Consider the following 17,221-nt stretch of genomic DNA (forward strand, 5'->3'; position numbering starts at 1 on the left):
ACAAATGGCACATTCTCATTTTATCCTGCACAAACCTTATGGCTATTTGAGTCAGTTCATTTATGAGTTGAAACGAAAGAAAAAATTATTAGGCGAACTCCATGATTTTCCTGAAGGTACTATGGCAATAGGAAGACTTGATGAAGACTCTGAAGGGCTATTGCTACTGACCACAGATGGCAAAATGAGCGAGATAATACGCTCTAAAAAAGTAGAAAAAGAATATTACGTTCAAGTAGATGGCGTGATGACTGAGGAAGCAATTGCTAGAATAAAAGAAGGAGTCGAAATAGGTTTTGATGGCGGGAAATACATTACTAAAAAATGTGAAGCAAGGTTGGTTCAAGAAGTCCCCGATTTTGGACAAAGAGCAAAAAAAATTCGTGATGAACGTCACGGACCCACATCTTGGGCTGCTATAACCGTTAATGAAGGTAAATTTAGGCAGGTACGTAAAATGACGGCTGCTGTTGGTTTTCCCACTTTACGCTTAGTGCGTGTGCGTGTAGGGAATGTTTTTTTAAACGATTTAAAAGCTGGTGAGGTAATTCAAGTAGCTGACTTTGATGCTTCTAATAATAATTCAATCAAATAAAGATGTTAAATATAGTATTAGTCGAGCCGGAGATTCCTAATAATACAGGAAATATAGGGCGTTTGTGCGTGGGTACCGAAAGCAGGTTGCACCTCGTACACCCTTTTGGGTTTGTAATAAATGATAAAAATTTAAAAAGATCTGGCTTGGATTACTGGGTACACCTTGACGTTACCGAATACCAGAACGTAGCTGAATGGAAAGCACAAATTACCGATTTATCCCGTGTTTTCTTAATGAGCTCACATGCTGAAAAGTCTTATCTAGAGATTAATTTTCAAGATGGTGACTGGTTGGTTTTTGGTAAAGAAAGCAAAGGATTAAGTGATGAGGTATTAGCACAATTTCAAAATCACTTGAAAATTCCAATGTCTACTAATATCAGGAGTTTTAATATTGCAAACTCAGTAGCTTTTGTAATTGGGGAGGCAAAACGCCAAATAGGACTACAATAGTTTAGCCCAGATAGCAGCGGCATCCCTCAATAGTATAAAACAAGGCATTTTTGCCGTAGCTTTTATTATTGAGGATATAGCGTATAGCTGGAACATGCTCCTAATAATACTTTAGCTAATGATGAATTTCCCTTTTTGACTATCAAACTGAATGTTTTCATCATTAAATAGTCGGTTAAAACTTCCGTTTTCTATAAAATTGCAAGGTATATCTTGTGTGATTGATTCCGGAGTCATTAAAATCATCTCGTCGCTTAATTGTATCGCCATATCGATATCGTGTGTAGAGAACAAGATGCATTTATTGGTTTCTTGTGTTAGCTTTTTAAGTAACTTAAACAAGGCTACTTTATGAAATAAATCAAGATGAGTTGTAGGTTCGTCTAGCACAATTATAGGGCAATCTTGAGCCAGCGCTCTAGCTACAAGAACTTTTTGTAGCTGCCCGTCACTAATTTCGTAATGTTTTTTATCGGCTAGATGGGTGATTTGACTACGCTCCATCGCTTCATTTATTTTTTCAATGTCCGTCTCACTGAGTTTCCCAATCCAGTTTGTGTACGGTTGTCTACCTAGTGCAACCAACTCAAATACCGTTAGATTGCTAGGAGGTAAGCGCTCAGTTAAAACCACGCTGAGGTGCAAGGCGAGCGCTGCGGGAGTCATTTTATGTAGGTCTTCACCATTGATTTGTACTGTTCCTTGCAAAGGTTTTTGGATTCCGGTTAGTGTTTTTAGCAATGTTGATTTTCCTATTCCATTTGCACCTATCAAAGCCGTCAGTTTGCCAGCGCCTAAATTTAAATTTAGATTTGCCGCAATGATGTTTTCACTTTTCTTGGTCTTGTAACCAATACTTAAATTTGAAGTGCTTAAAATAGTAGAGTCCATTTGCTGGTTTTTAATTGAAAGTGTGTTGTCGCATTATCCCATCATTTTTTTCTTTCGAACAAGCAGCCAAATCACAATTGGTGCACCAAATAGCGAAGTTACAGCATTTATAGGTAGGCTGAAATCTTTTCCTGGTACCTGAGAAATGCTATCACAAATGAGCATTATAATCGCACCAAAAAGAAGCGTGCTCCAGAACAATACTTTGTGATTGCTAGTTTGAAAAACAAGCTTAGCAATGTGCGGTACGGCTAGTCCTATAAAGGCGATAGGTCCAGCAAACGCAGTGATACTTCCTGCCATGACACTGGTAGCAAGTATAATGAGTAGTCGTGATTTTTTGTAATTGAGTCCCATACTCTTAGCATAATTTTCTCCTAGTAGTAAGGCGTTTAGGGACTTTATACTCACAAGACTTAGTGTTAATCCAATTAAAACAGCGATAAAAAGTACTGTAATGGCGGTCCAAGATAAATTGCCGAGACTTCCTAAAGACCAAAAGGTGAATTTTTGCAATTCCTCAGCAGTGCTAAAGTAGGTTAGCGTGTTTACCACGGCGCTGGTTAAACTACCAAACATTAAACCTACGATTAAGATTGCCATGGTATCTTTTAAGCGGTAGGAAACGGCTAATACTGCTAGTAAAACAAGGAAACTACCCAAGCTAGAGGCCAATACAATCCCGTAAGAAGATAGTAAAAAAGCACTTATTGATGCTGGTAAAATAGAAGCTCCTAAAATAATAGTAGCAACGCCTAAACTAGCTCCAGAGCTTAGTCCTAAAACATAAGGTCCCGCTAGTGGGTTTCTAAACAATGTTTGCATTAATAAACCACTTGTAGCAAGTCCCATTCCTACTAAAACGGCTGTAATTGCTTTAGGTAATCTGTAATTGAGGATAATGTACTGCCACGATTCTTTACTTGCCACAGCTCCCGTTAAGCTCTTAAAAACATCCTTTAAGGGAATGGAAATAGAACCCAAGCTAATGTTAACAATAAACAATGCAAAAGCAGCTATTATTAAAGTGGTAAAAAGAATACTATTGCGTTTATTAGCGTCCAAATTAATGTAATTGTTGGTAAAAATGAGTAGTGTAATCAGGTAGTAATTCGGGATGAATAATTTTAATCAAATCCTTTAAAACCCAGTCAGGTCGGGTAGGAGACCATTCGAAAAAAACAATTCCTCCCTTTGCTCCTTTATTTATGGCATAAGAATATACTTTTTTGTTTTTAAAGGCATCAAATTCTTTGTAATGCGGGTTGCTATCTGCAAGTTGTTTCATAGAAGAAAAGTCTCCAGGTGCGATCCAGTAAGTTGCTTTTTGTGCTTTTTCTAAAACTACTTCAAATGGCAATGGCAAACCACCAGTTCCTTTAGTATCACTCCACAAATAATTAGCTTTTGCATCTTTTAAAAATAGTGAAGCCCAACTTTCTCCTTGTGGTACGTACCATTGATCTTGGTACATCGCGCCTGACATTACCGTGGGCTTATTGGTTACTTTCTCGACTAGGCTAATCGCTTGCTTGTATTCTTTTTCGATTTCTTTAAAGCTGCTGTTTGCTTTATCATCTAATCCGTAAAGTGCTCCAAAAAATTTGATCCATTCAGCTTTACCTAGTGGAGATTGTTCTGTCCAGTCTCCGTTAAAAAGCACTTTGAGTCCGCTTTTTTGTAAAATATCTAGCGACGGATTGCTGTTATTCAGTCCAAAACCTACGATAACATCAGGAGCAATATCAATAAGTACTTCGGTGTTTAGGTTTTCGTTTTTACCCACTTCACGTACTTTACCAGCGTCGATGTTTTTTCTGGTTTTTTCTGAGGAAATATAGTCAGTATTTGGAAAACCAATCAAGCTATTCTCAACGCCTAAAATTTCTAAAGAAGGGATGTGTGTCGTGGAGGTAACCACAATAGATTTAATAGGGATGTTTACAGCAGTGTATTGTTTTAAGCTATCTGGAACAATGGTGTTTTTCTCTTTAAGAATATAAGTAAAAGCCTTTGTAGCACTGGGCCAAGGTTGTGTCACTTTTACTATTGAAAAGCCATCGTATTTATAGATTTCGAATCCTTTAGCGTATTGAATTTGGTTCTTTACAGCGTTGTTTTTCAACTGTTCAGAGGCATCTTGGTTTTTGCATCCAAAGACCATACATAACATTAAAAGCAAACTTAAAAGCGAGGTGTTCCATTTCATACAAATAGCATTTTTGATTTCACAAAGGTATATTTAATCCTTTTTAAAAATCAAATTTAATTTTTTATTCGAATGTTAAACCTATATTTGCACCCGAATTAAGGTTGTGATTTAACTTTTTTAGAATCACATTAAAAGGGAATTAGGTTCAAGACCTAAGCTGTTCCCGCAACTGTAAGCTACTATGCTTGTTGTTAACTACAAAACCACTGAGCCAACTGAAATTTTCGGTTTCTTGGGAAGGTAAACAACAAGACGCAAGCCAGGAGACCTGCCTTTTTTCTTAACAAATATCGTGCTTTCGGGAAAAAAGGCTCAGAAATTATGACTATAAAAAAACATATTTTATTCAGTTTGCTATTCTTGTGTCAATTTGCATTGGCGCAAAATGATTCTATTAATCAATTAGAAGAAGTAATTGTATCTGATAAGCAGTTAAAAGGAACTTCAAACACGCAATCAGTACAGCGACTAAGTGATACAATTATAAGTAGAAACCAATCTTCCTTAACGTCGCTTTTAAATTACAACACAGTTATTTTCTTTAAAGAAAATGGTTTGGGTATGGTCTCGTCTCCTTCATTTAGAGGAACTACCGCGCAGCAAACTGTTGTAGTGTGGAACGGAATCAATATTAACTCACAATTGCTAGGTCAAACAGATTTTAATACGGTAGCTACTCGTGCATATAATTCTATTGATGTAAAAGCAGGAGGAGGTAGTATCATGTATGGTAGTGGTGCCATAGGAGGTACAATTCACTTAAACAATGATTTGAAATTCTCAAATACCTTTAAAAGTGATCTGCAAGTGTACTACGGTGATTTTAATACGCTGAGCGCTGTTTATGGTATCACGGCTGCTACAGATAAAATTAGCGTTGATGCTAGTTATAGTCGCAATAGCTCTGATAATGATTTTAAATTTGTTGGTCGCAATGGTCGTAATGCTAACGGACAGTTTTATAATAACACATTGAATGTTGCTTTTGGTTATAAAATCAATGACCAAAATAGTATCAAGTTTTATAGTGAAGTATATGATGGAGAACGCCATTTTTCGATCACATCTCCTAATGCAACACGTACAAAATATCAAGATTTTAATACTCGTAATTTAATCACCTGGAGTAGTAAATTCAGCAATTTTGCTACTGATTTACGTTTGGCGTATATCACAGAGCATTATAATTATTTTGAAGATACCACTGGTGATGGGTTTACTGGTGGTGGTGTTAAAAGTTTTATTGCTAAATACAATGTCGATTATATTTTTTCTAAAAATAGTATGGCAACAGCAATTATAGATTACACAAAGAACAATGGTGAGGGAGACGGAATTGGTGCAAGCACACGCCAAATAGGAGGTGTAAGTTTATTTTATAAATACAATGTAAGTGACCGCTGGAATACTGAGGCTAGCATTCGAAAAGAAATCTCAGATGTGTATAAAAGTCCGGTACTGTTCTCTGTAGGGTCAAAATATATTTTCACAGAGGTGTACCAACTAAAATTGAATTTCTCAAGAAATTATCGCATCCCAACATTCAATGACTTGTATTGGGCGGGTAGTGGAAACAAAGATTTGAAACCAGAAAATGCGTATCAATTAGAGGTTGGAAATAATTTTAGATTTAAAAATTTGCGTTTTTCGGTAACAGCATACGGATCTAAAATTGATGACATGATTCGCTGGTTGCCTACAAACGCAGGTAATTGGTCCCCTATAAATACAGATAAGGTAACAATTTATGGCGCTGAGGTACTGCTAGGTTGGACTAAAAAACTGAACAACCACTATTTTGATTTAAGCGGAACGTATGCCTATACTTCTTCTAAAGATGAGCGCACAAATAAGCAATTATTTTATGTTCCTTATCACAAACTAACGGGATCTTTGTCTCACAATTACAAGAAATTTGCAAGCTATTATCAGTTGCTGTATACAGGTGAAGTATTTACCACTTCAGATAATAATCCAAAAAATATTCTAGAAGGATTTATGGTGTCTAATATAGGAGCCGACTATAATTTTAGTAAAAACAACACTTTCAAAGTGGGCGTTAAAGTAGCTAATTTATGGAACAAAGAATACCAATCGCTGCCAAGCCGATACATGCCTGGTCGAAACTTTACAATTTATTTAAACCTTAATTATTAAAACATGAAATTAAAAAAACTTTATTTAGGACTTGCCGCTTTTGCCCTTGTATTTAGCTCTTGTACAAACGATGACGATAGTGCAGTAGAACGCACGGGTACTTATGATAATGGGGTCTTCATTTTGAACGAAGGAAACTTTGGTACCCCTAATGCTTCAATTTCTTTTTTATCGAATGATTTGACTACTTTTCAAAATTCGATTTTTGCAATAATGAACCCTAATGAAACTTTAGGAGATGTAGCGCAGTCAATGTCATTTTTTAATGATAAAGCATTTATTGTGGTTAATAATTCTAATGAAGTAAGAGTTGTAGATCGTTATACTTTAGAAAATATTACTACTATTACTGCTAACTTAAAAAACCCTCGTTATAGTGTAGTTTATAAAGGATTGTTATATGTTACAAATGCAATTTCTAAAGCTGTGACTGTTTATAACGCTTCAACGTATACTTATGTAAGAACTATTGCAGTAGGTAAAACGGCTGAACGTATTATTGAAGCAAACGGTAAACTATATGTAATGAATGGTGGTTATGGTGAAGGAAATGAAGTGTCAGTTATTGATGTAACTACTGGTAAGGTTGCTAAAGTAATCACAGTAGAAGAAGGAATTAATTCAATCGAAGCTAGCAATGGTAGTGTTTATGTATTATGTGGAAATGATACTAAAAGTAAATTATTCAAGATCAACACTACAACAGATGTTGCTACATCATTTGAAACTACTACTTTGACAAATTCTGTCAAGATGGATATCGATGGTTCTAAAATTTATTATACGAGCGGAACAGGTGTTTATGTCATGGATTTAACAGCAACTACCTTTACAGAAACTCCTTTATTTGATGTTACAGCAAATAGCTGGTCGGCATTATATGGTTTTGCTGCAATCGATGGCCAAATTTATACAGCTGATTCTGCAGGATTTATCAACGATGGTAAAGTGGTAGTTTACTCAACTACTGGAGCAGTTTTGAAAACGGTTACTGTAGGTATGGGACCAAATGGTTTTTATGCTAATAACTAATAAACAGGTTCATAGTCCTGTTTCTGTTCTTTGAAAGTGGTATTTCTAAAGGATAATTGAAAAGCCAGTGAAAATCTTCACTGGCTTTCTTTGTTGCTTTAAATAGTTGTGTCTTACAATGCTTTTAGTAATCCTTCTGGAGCTTTGTCTATAAACATTTGGTTTTGACCATTCATAGTTTTAGTATCCTTAAAGTATATTGCTGCTTTCTCATTATTAGGAGCGCTAGTTCTAGCTGTAGATCCTCCTGTTATAACATTGATGGTCGCTTTTAAGAAAGGTTCTTCTTTGTCCCCAAGTACACCTAGATTTGACGCTGTTTCACTAATTGCAATGTTTGGTAATAAGCCACTTGTGTACTCTCCAAAACCAGCTGCATTCACAAGTCTTAAAACTAGAGGTTGCATAGCATAACGGTGATTTGGGTTAATGTTTGTTTTGCCAAAAGTAGGACTGTCATATATAGTTACAGATCCAACATTTTTACCCACTGTTGTACCCCCTATTTGTACTACGTTCACGAAAGGTTTTAAACCATTAATCACTAACTCACTCGCAGAAGCAGTATTTGGTGATGTTAATATGTATACCTTATTTAGGTTCAAGCTATTGATTGTAGTTTTGTCAATTTTGTCTGTAAAATAGTTGTTAAGTTGCTCTGGGTTATTCGATTTAAAATAGTCGTTAAGTTTTGCATTCCACTCTTGCTTGGCAAAAATCTTTCCTTTACCCTCTCCATAAATCATACTAGCTAATCGTGTAGCTGTCAATATAGATCCACCGCCATTGTATCTTAGATCCAATACAAAATCAGTTACTTGCGCACTTTTAAATTCCCCAAAAGCGTCATTTAATTCAAGATCGTATTCATTAAAAAAACCATTATACATTAAGTAGCCTATTTTATGAGTGCCAACAGTTAATACCTTTTTAATAAAAATAGGATTTTCAGCGACAACAGCCTTTGTTAACGTAATTGATTTTCCGTTTGGAGTTACTACCCCGTCATTATAATCAGCTAGATTTAACGTGTACGTATCATTCGATAATAAAGAAGTGTAATTACTCACATTTAATTGTGTGCCATTGATGCCATAAAAAACAGTTCCGCGTGTTACATTTTTTGCAGCAGCATCAGAGTTAGGTAAAATATAACGTACATAGCCATAGATATCTTCACTATTTTTTGCTATGTAGGCTAATTGAAAGTCTAAACCGTTGTTTTTTGTGATTCCGCCTAGTGCGCCTTCAAGATCGCGGTAATCGTCAACGATCCAGCTAAATCTATCAATAGATTTGTCAACACGTAGTGCATTAAACAAGTTCTCTGGTTCTGAATATCCTTGTAAGAACGCATCTAGTCCAGCTTGATTAGCAAAGCGGTCATCGGCTAAATTAGGTACATCTGCTTGCCATAAATAATATTGATTCATGCCTTTCCAGATAAAGTCTTGTACTTCTAGGTCAGTAGTTTTGATAACGTCATCATTATCATCTTGACAACTTTGAAGCAATAGTCCGCTTAAAAGAAATAGTATGGTAAATTTGTAGGTATTTTTCATAGGTGGTATTTTATAACTATAGTAACGTAAAAATAGGTTGTTTAGTTTTTACAGTTATCACGAATTATTAAAATAATTATAAATTTGTTACCTATTTGTTACCTATTTGTTATTAGTAGGGGAAAAGTAAGCTGATACTTCTGTAAGTGGTGGCATGGCCTATCTAGTATGTTTTTTATTTTAAATTATAGCACGTATTATTTTAGTAGCTTTGTTTCGATAAATAATCAGTTAATTTATGAATTGCAGCACACTATATACTAAGAGACTATTTACGTTAGCCACTGTAGTGCTCACGCTTGCTTTATGCTGTGGTGTTGCTGGTTGCAACAAAGAAAAAACAAGGGCAGAGAAAGATTTAGGAACCTGTCAAACTCCTGAGGAAGCATTACAAGAAACCAAGCAGGCCTTAGGGTTACTGTCTACTAATATCAACACTGGCATAGAAAGTGTATTGTATATAAACGAATATGAGAAATCAAAGAATATAATTTTTAAAACAACTAAATAAATAAAAATGAAAAAGTATATAGTGTTATTTACCGTTCTATTATATAGTGGTAGTTTTTTTGCACAAGCTAATTTTGATAAGTATAATGATCAAGATGATATTAAAACTGTAGTGGTTAATAAAAAAATGTTTGACTTGATGAGCAAGGTTAAAGTTGATGCTAGTGATGTCGAAACTCAAAAATACATGGCTTTGATTAAAAAGTTAGACAATTTAAAGGTATATACTACAACTAGCAATAAGAGAACGCAAGACATGAAAGCTACGGCAGATAAATATGTTAGTAGCGCGGGATTAGAAGAGTTGATGCTAGTAAATCAAAATGGAAAAAACGTAAAAATATCTGTCAAATCAGGTGCAGGTACATCGATAAATGAATTATTGATGTTTATTGATGGTACAGATAGTAGTGAAGAAACTGTTTTAATGTCTTTGACTGGTAATTTCAATTTAAACGAACTCTCAGTCCTTACAGATAAAATTAAGATACCTGGTGGTCTTGATCTAAAAAATGTGAGCAAAGCAAAATAATGATTAGCAAATAATGTTATTTAATCAACCCGACTTTCAATGAGAGTCGGGTTTTTTATGGGGTTTATTTTTAGCATCACAATTTTAAAGCGGTTGTATTTCTTTTACATTAAAAAAGATTGGGGTACTAGTAAAAAAATTGGCGTTTTATAGTCGAATGGTAGCTATACTACGGCTATTTTGACTAAGATATAGCTTTATTAATCGGATAAATAATTATTGAAAATGTGCTTTTGTAGTAAATTCTTACGAATACTGATAGAGCTGTAAAATATTTTTGTTTGCTTAGTATTAGGAATCAGTTAGTTGGTTTTTAAAGCAAAAAAAACGAATAATTATTTGGAAAAAGTAGTTGTGATATCCGACTTCTGTTGTATCTTTGCCACCGCAATAGAGCAGTGGGTCTGGTAGTTCAGTTGGTTAGAATACCTGCCTGTCACGCAGGGGGTCGCGGGTTCGAGTCCCGTCCAGACCGCAATATTGGGGAAGCCTTTCAGAAATGAAAGGCTTTTTTTTTGTGCCTTGTTTTTTTAGAAAATTCCATCATTAGTCTGTTATGGTGTTTAGAAAAGTTCGTGTAAAGCATTGTTGGGTTTATTTGCTTTTTTAAGATCTTTAAGATTGATACTAATGAAGGAATCGTAATTGCTACTGCATAAATCAGTTTATATATGAGACATTTTATACTTGTCATTTCGTTGTGCGCTTGGTCAGCCTTGGGTGGTTTTCCTGGCTTTCAAATTGGTTATTCAGTAAAAAGTGTTGATGTTTATATTTGTGTCAGTAAAACAGCTTCTAAATACCATTATTCTGAGTCGTGCAATGGATTGAACCGTTGTTCGCACAAAATTGAAAAAGTTAGTGTAGCTGAGGCTAGAAATAGAGGTTACAGTCTTTGTGGTTTTGAAGATTGATGTTTAGCGCGTGCTTGACATTGGCGTTGCTCTTCAGCTTGTTCTATTGTCTAGGGTGATTCTGTTTTACTAGCGTTTTTAAGTTTAAAACGTGTTCACTAAGGAGCGATTCTATCATTGAGGTATTTCGATCTCGCTGGTCTTGAGTTGAGGTCTGCTGAGCTGTTTGTGGTAATTCTAGGTGTGTTCTTCTATTGAGAATTTCTAGGATTTTTTAGCTATTCCTTTCTTGTGCTTTATTGTTTTCTTTGGCTTTAAGCCAAAAAAAAATGGCTAAGTAAAATACTTAACCATTTTGTGACCCGACTGGGGCTCGAACCCAGGACCCCATCATTAAAAGTGATGTGCTCTACCAACTGAGCTATCGAGTCATTATGTATTGCTAAAAAAGGATACTTGGTGTTTTCCTTCTTGTAATTTAATTTTATTCTTTTGTGACCACGGTGGGGACAAAACCCGTGTATTTATGTGAATTTACTTATAGCTTAAAATTATTAAACTATTGATTATTAGTGTTTTGGTAAAATAAGCAAGTACGAATAAATGCACATAAATACATAATATGTAAAACAAATGTAAAACAAGATTGATTTAATGCTTATCTTTGTATTAAAATCAACTGTATGAAAATTAGGTACGAAATCCGAAGCAAAAGCGATCCTGTTAATATTTATATTTCACTTTCCGCTGGACGTGGCAAAGCATTTAAGAGAAAGACGGGTAAAACAATTTATCTTGAATTTTGGGACGATGTAAAAGGGCTTCCTAAAGGTAAGACTGATGAAATTAAAAATCTTAAAACTGATCTTGAAAAATTAAGAATTGCAGTTAATGAAAGATTTGATAAAGATGAACCTGCAGGAATTGAAATTACAGCCGACTGGCTGCAGGACCAAGTAAATTTTTATTTTGGAAAATCTGAGATAGTAGAATTAGATATTTTGACTACCTACATTCAAAAGTATATTGATGAAGCACCCTACAAAAAGAATGCAAAAAAAGAATTAGGATTAAGCAAAGGGCGCATTCAAAATTTAAAGCTTTTTAAAAATACAGTTTTAAAGTATGAAGAAGAAAAGTTAAAAGGTAAAAGCGTAGTATTGAAAGAGATTAATTTAAAATTTCTTGAAAATTATAAAATGTGGATGTTTGGCAAAGGTTATTCGACAAATTACGTCGGTAAAAACATTGCTAATTTTAGAACTATTTGCCGAGATGCTGGAAAAAATGATTTTGAAATTTCCACACAAGTCAAAAGCTTTGAGGGAATTTCAGAGAGCCGAGAACCTGAGGACATAATTACATTAAATGAAGACGAACAGGAGGCAATCAAAAAAGCGGAACTGTTCCGAGAGGCTTTAATTAATGCACGCAAATTTTTATTATTAGGTTGTTTAATCGGGCAGCGTGCAGGCGATTTGCTGAACATTACTAAGAAAAATATAAAAGAGATTGGAGGCGTAAAAATCATTGAATTAAAGCAGCAAAAAACGGGTAAACTAGTTGCAGTTCCTTTACTTCCTGAGGCGTTGGAAATTATCAAAGATGGTTTACCTTATAAAATATCTTTGTCCCGTTTCAATGAATACATTAAAGACGTTTGCAAAGCGGCTGGAATTGATGGACCAACAAAGGCAAGGATCAAACAAACTAAAGGAACACCGCATACAAAAGATATATTCCCAAAATGGCAGGTTATTAGTTCGCACGTTTGCCGCAGGAGCTTTGCAACTAATTTTTACGGACGCATTCCAACGCCCGTATTAATGAACATAACCGCCCACGGAACAGAAAGGATGTTTTTATCTTATATCGGTAAAACTACATACGATAACGCATTTCAAATGGTGGAGTACTTCAATAAATTAGCACCAAAAGTAAAAGAAAGTCCAGCAATGGAAGTAATAAGAAATACAGGATCAAATGAAAAATAGCAATACTGTAAAGTTAACAATTAGACAGAACCAAATGACAGCAGCACAAAAAAAAGACCAGCAATACCAAGCGGACTTTATCGAGTTTGGATATAAAAACCCGTCTGCAACTGAATTAAATTATCTTGAAATTAAAATAAAGCTTTTAACAAAGGTTGTTAATGAATGCGAGGAAACAGCGGATTTTGATTTTTTAGGCGAGGAGCTGGACGGTATGGAGCTTGTTAACGGTAATTTGATCACTACCAAAACGGGGACGGCTTCCGATTGGTTTTTTTGGAAAAGTGAATTAGATTTTTTAAAAGAAAAGCAGGACCAACTTTTAAACCCAACGCCGCTAGTAATTGAGAAAAAAGATAATTTAAAGAAAGACTATAAAACAGATGTTTGGTTTTTAGCGGGCGTGCAGCTTGCCAATGGTAAAGCCTACCAATTAAGAAAAGATAAATTGAGTTTTAGAGATATTGCGGTAAAATTAGGTTTTAAAAGCAGCGACGGCGTTTATTTTTCAGAGTCAATTGGTAATAGTTCAAAAGGGGCTAAAAATATCTTTGAATACTTCGAAAGACTTAAAATAATAATCGATTATTGTAATGATAAAAGTATTGCAATAGATGATAGATTTATGAAAGAATGTACTGAAAAGTACCCAAATGAATTTTGATACTGAGTTGATACAGTATCACAAAACAGTAACATTCATGTAGTTGCACCTTTGCCAATATACTTTAAATATTGACAATTATGGACGCACAAATTTTATTCCAAGGCTGTACATTCCAGCAACTAGCAGAGGCGACAGCCGCAATTCTTAGCGGTGCAACTCAACCAGCAAACACAACAACCGAAGCGGAACTTATAACCCGTGAAGAAGTTTGCAAATTGCTAAATTTCAACAAAACTACATTACACAAACATACCAAATCGGGACGGTTAAAATCGTACGGTATCGGGGCACGAGTGCTATATAAACGATCCGAAGTTTTGGCGAGTGTTACGCCTTTAAAAAGATAAGGCTATGGACAGCGCAATTGCCCACAACCTCAGCACCAAATATAAAGATACTTTTGACCCTAAACAAATCATTTTAAAGTCTTTACCTAATGTAAAATCTAATCGAGATAAGGCAACAAATATATCTTTGTTTGATATGGTTAACGGCTTCAAAGATGAAGCAAAAAGAAAACCGTTTGACAATTTAAGAAGCTTAACCGACCCAGTAAAAAAAGCTAATTTAAAGACTACAAAATTTAAAGCTTATTCAATTAGTATTGATGTTAACGATCAATTAACGGCTTTACTAACTTTAGATATTGACCACATAAAAGAAACCTACAATAAAACACCGCAGGAAGTCATACAGCTTATTTGTAAATATTACCCTGTTTTAATTGGCTCAACGTCAATAGGTGGCGACGGGGCATTTATTATTATGAGGTACAATTTAGATAATGACCTAAAAGCCGTCTTTGACTATATCGAGAGTGATTTAGAATTTACTTTAGGTATTAAGCTTGATGATCTTAAAGATGTTGCACGTCTTCGAATAGATACTTTTGATGAAAACACATATATCAATTGGAATGCTGGAGTGTATAACGAATTTGTGCAGGAGGTAGAACCCGAACCAGTTGTAAAACAAATAGATAATTTTGATCTAGCTGGAAATACACCCGCACAGGCTTTTAATAATGATCCTAAAAGTATTGAGGTTATTAACGAACTTTTAGAGCAACAAGGCTACACAATCACAGCGGGCAAAACTCCCGCTTTATTTGAGTATCAAAGACCAGGAGGCAAATTAAGAAGTATGGTTTGCTTCAACAACGAGGGTATTTTTAAATTCCAAGTCTTTAGCTCGAATACGGGACTTTTAAAAGATGTTTATAACTGTTACGAACTATACAAGGAATTAGCAGGATTAACGGATTATGAAGCATCAAAACGGCTTAGTGTTCTAAATTTTGGCAAATTCATTGAAAGTAATAAAAACCTATTTCCTATTGATGTTTTCCCGCCACGTTTTAGAGATTATGCAAACGATCTGAAACAAACGGTAAATTATCCAATTGATTACACGGGAACCGCTATGTTAGCAGCCACCGCCACCGCAGCAGGCGCAAATTTAAAAGTAATTGTAAAAAGCGGCTGGATTGAGCAAGGTTCTATATTTTGTTGCCTACTTGGTAACGCTGGAGCAAATAAGACGCACCCAATTAATACAATTTTTGCACCAATTAAAGCAATTGACAAGGATAGGCACGACAACTATAAATTTGAATATGATATTTATGCGAGCTATGATAAACTATCTAAAAAAGATAAAGAAGCGCTTGACAACGTTTTTGCACCAACTTTAGAAAAAAGTATTTTAAGCAATTTTACAACTGAGATACTTTTTAAAAGACTATCTGAAAATCCGAGAGGTTGCACGGTTGTAAGTGATGAATTAATAAGCTTTTTGGAGGGAATGAATAATTATAGCAAAAGCGATCAGATAGGCTTTTATTTATCTGTTTGGAGCAACCAAAGCACGACAGTTGACCGTGTTGGTAATGCAATACCGTTATTTATTTCAAACCCTTATTTGTCAATTATTGGAGGGCTGCAGCCTAGAGCGTTAAACAAGGCATTCCCGCCCGATAAATTAAATAATGGGTTCTTTCAAAGATTTTTATTTGCGTACCCTGACGACGCTAAAAAAGAGCCTCTGAATGATAACGTAGCTAATGCGCATTTAGCGCAAAAGTATGAAGCTTTTATTAATGGTCTATTTAAAATTGATGAGCCAAAGACGTTAACCTTTAGCCCAGCGGCAAAGACTTATTTTTATGAATGGCAGTCTAACAATTGCGACCAGGTAAACGAGCATCAAAACAGCATCAAAGGGGAAATTTTAAGCAAATACGACAACCATTTTATAAGGCTGGCTCTATTAGTGCAAATTATGACCGATAGCAGCAACGACCAAATAGAAATTGAAGCCGTCCACGCTGCAAAGGCATTATGTGATTATTACTTGAATTGCGCTTTTAAGGTTCTTGCAAAGATTCAGAATAAAGAAAGTTATCTTTTATCATTACCGCAGGACAAACAGCAGTTATTTAATGGACTGGATCAACAGTTTACCACAGCCGAAGCAATTGCAGCGGGTGCGAGTTTGGAAATGATTGAACGAACTGTAAAAAACTATCTGACCGATAGCAGCCTATTTAAGAAAGTCAAACACGGAATTTATCTTAAATGCCAATAATGCACATAATGAAAGAAGTGCAAAGTGTATATATAAAATGCAAAAATGTAAATTTTTACTATAAGTATTTTTAAAATATATAACTATCTAATTATTAAGTAGTTATATGATATTAGTAAAATGAAAAGATAATTTATATAAAATCTTATTTACACGCTTGCACTTTGCATTACTTGCATTTTGTGCACTTTGAAAAAATTAATAACAGCAGTTACCCCAAAAGGCTTAAACTAGAGTAGGGAATTTAAAACACAAACACAATGAACAATTTAAAACAAACTTTGATTAACGACATTTTAGCTTTAAACGATAAAAAGCACAACAGTACAATTTTTATAGCTTTTACACCACCGACAAGGCAGCAGCTAGATAAATTAACGGTGCAGCAGTTGGAAGCCTTAAAAAAGGACTTGACCGACGCCCTTAATAAAAAGGATTTAGAGAGCAGGCAAAAGCAGTACAGCCAATTAAACGGACAGGTGCAAGGCTTTAAGAATAATAATAAAGGATTTACAATTGTCTAAAAGTAGAACTAAGTAGAATATTATGAAAAGAACAAAGACAGGCGGTCGAGCCGCCAACACACCCAATAAAGTAAACGGACAAGCTAAAGAGTTAATTCGGAGCGTCGTAGATGCTGAAATTGCAAGGATTCCCGCATTACTAGATAAATTAAAACCCAAAGACCGTTTGGACGTAGTGATTAAGTTAATGAGCTTTGTAGTTCCCAAGCAAACGAAAATCGAAATTGATATTGAAGAAAAGCGTTTCACGCCTTTAATTATCAACATTCAAGCACCGCCCGAACCTTTAAAACTAAACCTGTATGAAGACATTAAAAATTAATAACCTTAATGATTTAGAGGCTTTTATTTCAGATGAAGCCCTAAACAAAGAACATCGTTTCGATGTGTTTAATGAAGCCTTAAAAGATTTTAGTTTTTATGTCGTAATTGTGAAAGATGAAAATCAAAATCAAATTGTTGACCATCAAAATAAGTTGGTTGAGAATATGAAGCGGCTAATTAATGAAATTCGCACGAACCCCACAAAAAACAATTATACAGGCTTTACGGTAATTTATAAAGAAGACTTGACAAGATTAACAACCGATGAACTTATTGCAAGAGCAAAAGCATTTCAACAAACAAAACAATTAACAATTAAAAACTAA

General features: G+C 34.9%; 18 protein-coding genes, 2 tRNA genes and 1 riboswitch. Of the genes, 15 read left to right on the forward strand and 5 right to left on the reverse strand.

What is annotated here, in order from left to right; translation table 11 throughout:
- Window positions 1-4: 4 nt before the first annotated feature.
- Window positions 5-595: a pseudouridine synthase gene (locus HNQ00_RS03610; protein ID WP_173836970.1), complete on the forward strand. Its 591-nt coding sequence runs from the start codon at window positions 5-7 to the stop codon at window positions 593-595.
- 2 nt (window positions 596-597) lie between these two features.
- Window positions 598-1,050 (forward strand): tRNA (cytidine(34)-2'-O)-methyltransferase, encoded by a 453-nt coding sequence (locus tag HNQ00_RS03615; RefSeq protein ID WP_173836971.1) that lies wholly within the window; start codon window positions 598-600, stop codon window positions 1,048-1,050.
- A gap of 111 nt (window positions 1,051-1,161) precedes the next feature.
- Here the strand turns inward: HNQ00_RS03615 and HNQ00_RS03620 are convergent, their stop codons facing one another.
- From HNQ00_RS03620 to HNQ00_RS03630, 3 genes are read right to left on the reverse strand one after another with little or no spacing between them, the layout of a single operon-like run.
- A complete protein-coding gene (locus HNQ00_RS03620) occupies window positions 1,162-1,941 on the reverse strand; it encodes an ABC transporter ATP-binding protein (protein ID WP_173836972.1) in 780 nt (259 codons plus the stop codon).
- Window positions 1,942-1,974: 33 nt separating this feature from the next.
- Window positions 1,975-3,006: a FecCD family ABC transporter permease gene (locus HNQ00_RS03625; RefSeq protein WP_173836973.1), complete on the reverse strand. Its 1,032-nt coding sequence runs from the start codon at window positions 3,004-3,006 to the stop codon at window positions 1,975-1,977.
- 1 nt (window position 3,007) lies between these two features.
- The gene (locus tag HNQ00_RS03630) at window positions 3,008-4,150 is read right to left on the reverse strand and encodes an ABC transporter substrate-binding protein (protein WP_173836974.1); all 1,143 of its coding nucleotides are present in this window, start codon (window positions 4,148-4,150) and stop codon (window positions 3,008-3,010) included.
- An 84-nt stretch (window positions 4,151-4,234) separates the two neighbouring features.
- A riboswitch (cobalamin riboswitch) is annotated at window positions 4,235-4,443 on the forward strand.
- A 31-nt stretch (window positions 4,444-4,474) separates the two neighbouring features.
- Between HNQ00_RS03630 and HNQ00_RS03635 the strand changes: the two genes are divergently transcribed.
- Together HNQ00_RS03635 and HNQ00_RS03640 are read left to right on the forward strand one after the other, a co-directional pair.
- Window positions 4,475-6,310, forward strand: a complete 1,836-nt coding sequence (locus tag HNQ00_RS03635) for a TonB-dependent receptor plug domain-containing protein (RefSeq protein WP_173836975.1) — start codon at window positions 4,475-4,477, stop codon at window positions 6,308-6,310.
- Between the two features lie 3 nt (window positions 6,311-6,313).
- The gene (locus HNQ00_RS03640; protein ID WP_173836976.1) at window positions 6,314-7,342 is read left to right on the forward strand and encodes a DUF5074 domain-containing protein; all 1,029 of its coding nucleotides are present in this window, start codon (window positions 6,314-6,316) and stop codon (window positions 7,340-7,342) included.
- A gap of 113 nt (window positions 7,343-7,455) precedes the next feature.
- On the opposite strand, the gene HNQ00_RS03645 is transcribed toward HNQ00_RS03640, so the two are convergent.
- A complete protein-coding gene (locus HNQ00_RS03645; protein ID WP_173836977.1) occupies window positions 7,456-8,904 on the reverse strand; it encodes a S41 family peptidase in 1,449 nt (482 codons plus the stop codon).
- Between the two features lie 238 nt (window positions 8,905-9,142).
- Here HNQ00_RS03645 and HNQ00_RS03650 point away from each other — a divergent pair, with 238 nt between their 5' ends.
- From HNQ00_RS03650 to HNQ00_RS03665, 4 genes are all read left to right on the forward strand, one after another.
- The gene (locus HNQ00_RS03650) at window positions 9,143-9,415 is read left to right on the forward strand and encodes a hypothetical protein (RefSeq protein WP_173836978.1); all 273 of its coding nucleotides are present in this window, start codon (window positions 9,143-9,145) and stop codon (window positions 9,413-9,415) included.
- Window positions 9,416-9,421: 6 nt separating this feature from the next.
- A complete protein-coding gene (locus tag HNQ00_RS03655; protein WP_173836979.1) occupies window positions 9,422-9,946 on the forward strand; it encodes a DUF4252 domain-containing protein in 525 nt (174 codons plus the stop codon).
- A gap of 401 nt (window positions 9,947-10,347) precedes the next feature.
- Window positions 10,348-10,421: transfer RNA gene (locus tag HNQ00_RS03660), tRNA-Asp, on the forward strand.
- Between the two features lie 196 nt (window positions 10,422-10,617).
- A complete protein-coding gene (locus HNQ00_RS03665) occupies window positions 10,618-10,860 on the forward strand; it encodes a hypothetical protein (protein ID WP_254598432.1) in 243 nt (80 codons plus the stop codon).
- Window positions 10,861-11,158: 298 nt separating this feature from the next.
- Here HNQ00_RS03665 and HNQ00_RS03670 read toward each other — a convergent pair.
- Window positions 11,159-11,231 (reverse strand) — tRNA-Lys (locus tag HNQ00_RS03670).
- Window positions 11,232-11,483: 252 nt separating this feature from the next.
- On the opposite strand from HNQ00_RS03670, the gene HNQ00_RS03675 reads away from it, so the two are divergent.
- The 7 genes from HNQ00_RS03675 to HNQ00_RS03705 all read left to right on the forward strand — a co-directional run bounded on the left by HNQ00_RS03675 (window position 11,484) and on the right by HNQ00_RS03705 (window position 17,221).
- The gene (locus HNQ00_RS03675; protein ID WP_173836980.1) at window positions 11,484-12,794 is read left to right on the forward strand and encodes a phage integrase SAM-like domain-containing protein; all 1,311 of its coding nucleotides are present in this window, start codon (window positions 11,484-11,486) and stop codon (window positions 12,792-12,794) included.
- The gene (locus HNQ00_RS03680) at window positions 12,784-13,458 is read left to right on the forward strand and encodes a hypothetical protein (RefSeq protein WP_217425245.1); all 675 of its coding nucleotides are present in this window, start codon (window positions 12,784-12,786) and stop codon (window positions 13,456-13,458) included. The genes HNQ00_RS03675 and HNQ00_RS03680 overlap by 11 nt, the downstream gene beginning before the upstream one ends.
- Window positions 13,459-13,538: 80 nt before the next feature.
- Entirely contained in the window at window positions 13,539-13,808 is a 270-nt protein-coding gene (locus HNQ00_RS03685; RefSeq protein WP_173836982.1) for a helix-turn-helix domain-containing protein, read from the forward strand.
- A gap of 4 nt (window positions 13,809-13,812) precedes the next feature.
- The gene (locus HNQ00_RS03690; protein ID WP_173836983.1) at window positions 13,813-16,047 is read left to right on the forward strand and encodes a DUF3987 domain-containing protein; all 2,235 of its coding nucleotides are present in this window, start codon (window positions 13,813-13,815) and stop codon (window positions 16,045-16,047) included.
- A gap of 260 nt (window positions 16,048-16,307) precedes the next feature.
- On the forward strand, window positions 16,308-16,571 hold the full coding sequence (locus HNQ00_RS03695) for a hypothetical protein (RefSeq protein WP_173836984.1): 264 nt from the start codon (window positions 16,308-16,310) through the stop codon (window positions 16,569-16,571).
- A 22-nt stretch (window positions 16,572-16,593) separates the two neighbouring features.
- Entirely contained in the window at window positions 16,594-16,893 is a 300-nt protein-coding gene (locus tag HNQ00_RS03700) for a hypothetical protein (protein WP_173836985.1), read from the forward strand.
- Window positions 16,874-17,221 (forward strand): hypothetical protein, encoded by a 348-nt coding sequence (locus HNQ00_RS03705; RefSeq protein ID WP_173836986.1) that lies wholly within the window; start codon window positions 16,874-16,876, stop codon window positions 17,219-17,221. Before HNQ00_RS03700 ends, HNQ00_RS03705 begins: the two co-directional genes overlap by 20 nt.

This window comes from Flavobacterium aeripolare, from assembly GCF_013294025.1.
Lineage (GTDB): Bacteria > Bacteroidota > Bacteroidia > Flavobacteriales > Flavobacteriaceae > Flavobacterium.

Coding starts and splice junctions, on each gene's coding strand:
- HNQ00_RS03695 (WP_173836984.1), top strand. CDS start 16,308: ATGAACAATTTAAAACAAACTTTGATTAACGACATTTTAGCTTTAAAC.
- HNQ00_RS03655 (WP_173836979.1), top strand. CDS start 9,422: ATGAAAAAGTATATAGTGTTATTTACCGTTCTATTATATAGTGGTAGT.
- HNQ00_RS03645 (WP_173836977.1), bottom strand. CDS start 8,904: ATGAAAAATACCTACAAATTTACCATACTATTTCTTTTAAGCGGACTA.
- HNQ00_RS03635 (WP_173836975.1), top strand. CDS start 4,475: ATGACTATAAAAAAACATATTTTATTCAGTTTGCTATTCTTGTGTCAA.
- HNQ00_RS03615 (WP_173836971.1), top strand. CDS start 598: ATGTTAAATATAGTATTAGTCGAGCCGGAGATTCCTAATAATACAGGA.
- HNQ00_RS03705 (WP_173836986.1), top strand. CDS start 16,874: ATGAAGACATTAAAAATTAATAACCTTAATGATTTAGAGGCTTTTATT.
- HNQ00_RS03700 (WP_173836985.1), top strand. CDS start 16,594: ATGAAAAGAACAAAGACAGGCGGTCGAGCCGCCAACACACCCAATAAA.
- HNQ00_RS03665 (WP_254598432.1), top strand. CDS start 10,618: ATGAGACATTTTATACTTGTCATTTCGTTGTGCGCTTGGTCAGCCTTG.
- HNQ00_RS03690 (WP_173836983.1), top strand. CDS start 13,813: ATGGACAGCGCAATTGCCCACAACCTCAGCACCAAATATAAAGATACT.
- HNQ00_RS03650 (WP_173836978.1), top strand. CDS start 9,143: ATGAATTGCAGCACACTATATACTAAGAGACTATTTACGTTAGCCACT.
- HNQ00_RS03610 (WP_173836970.1), top strand. CDS start 5: ATGGCACATTCTCATTTTATCCTGCACAAACCTTATGGCTATTTGAGT.
- HNQ00_RS03685 (WP_173836982.1), top strand. CDS start 13,539: ATGGACGCACAAATTTTATTCCAAGGCTGTACATTCCAGCAACTAGCA.
- HNQ00_RS03680 (WP_217425245.1), top strand. CDS start 12,784: ATGAAAAATAGCAATACTGTAAAGTTAACAATTAGACAGAACCAAATG.
- HNQ00_RS03675 (WP_173836980.1), top strand. CDS start 11,484: ATGAAAATTAGGTACGAAATCCGAAGCAAAAGCGATCCTGTTAATATT.
- HNQ00_RS03620 (WP_173836972.1), bottom strand. CDS start 1,941: ATGGACTCTACTATTTTAAGCACTTCAAATTTAAGTATTGGTTACAAG.
- HNQ00_RS03630 (WP_173836974.1), bottom strand. CDS start 4,150: ATGAAATGGAACACCTCGCTTTTAAGTTTGCTTTTAATGTTATGTATG.
- HNQ00_RS03640 (WP_173836976.1), top strand. CDS start 6,314: ATGAAATTAAAAAAACTTTATTTAGGACTTGCCGCTTTTGCCCTTGTA.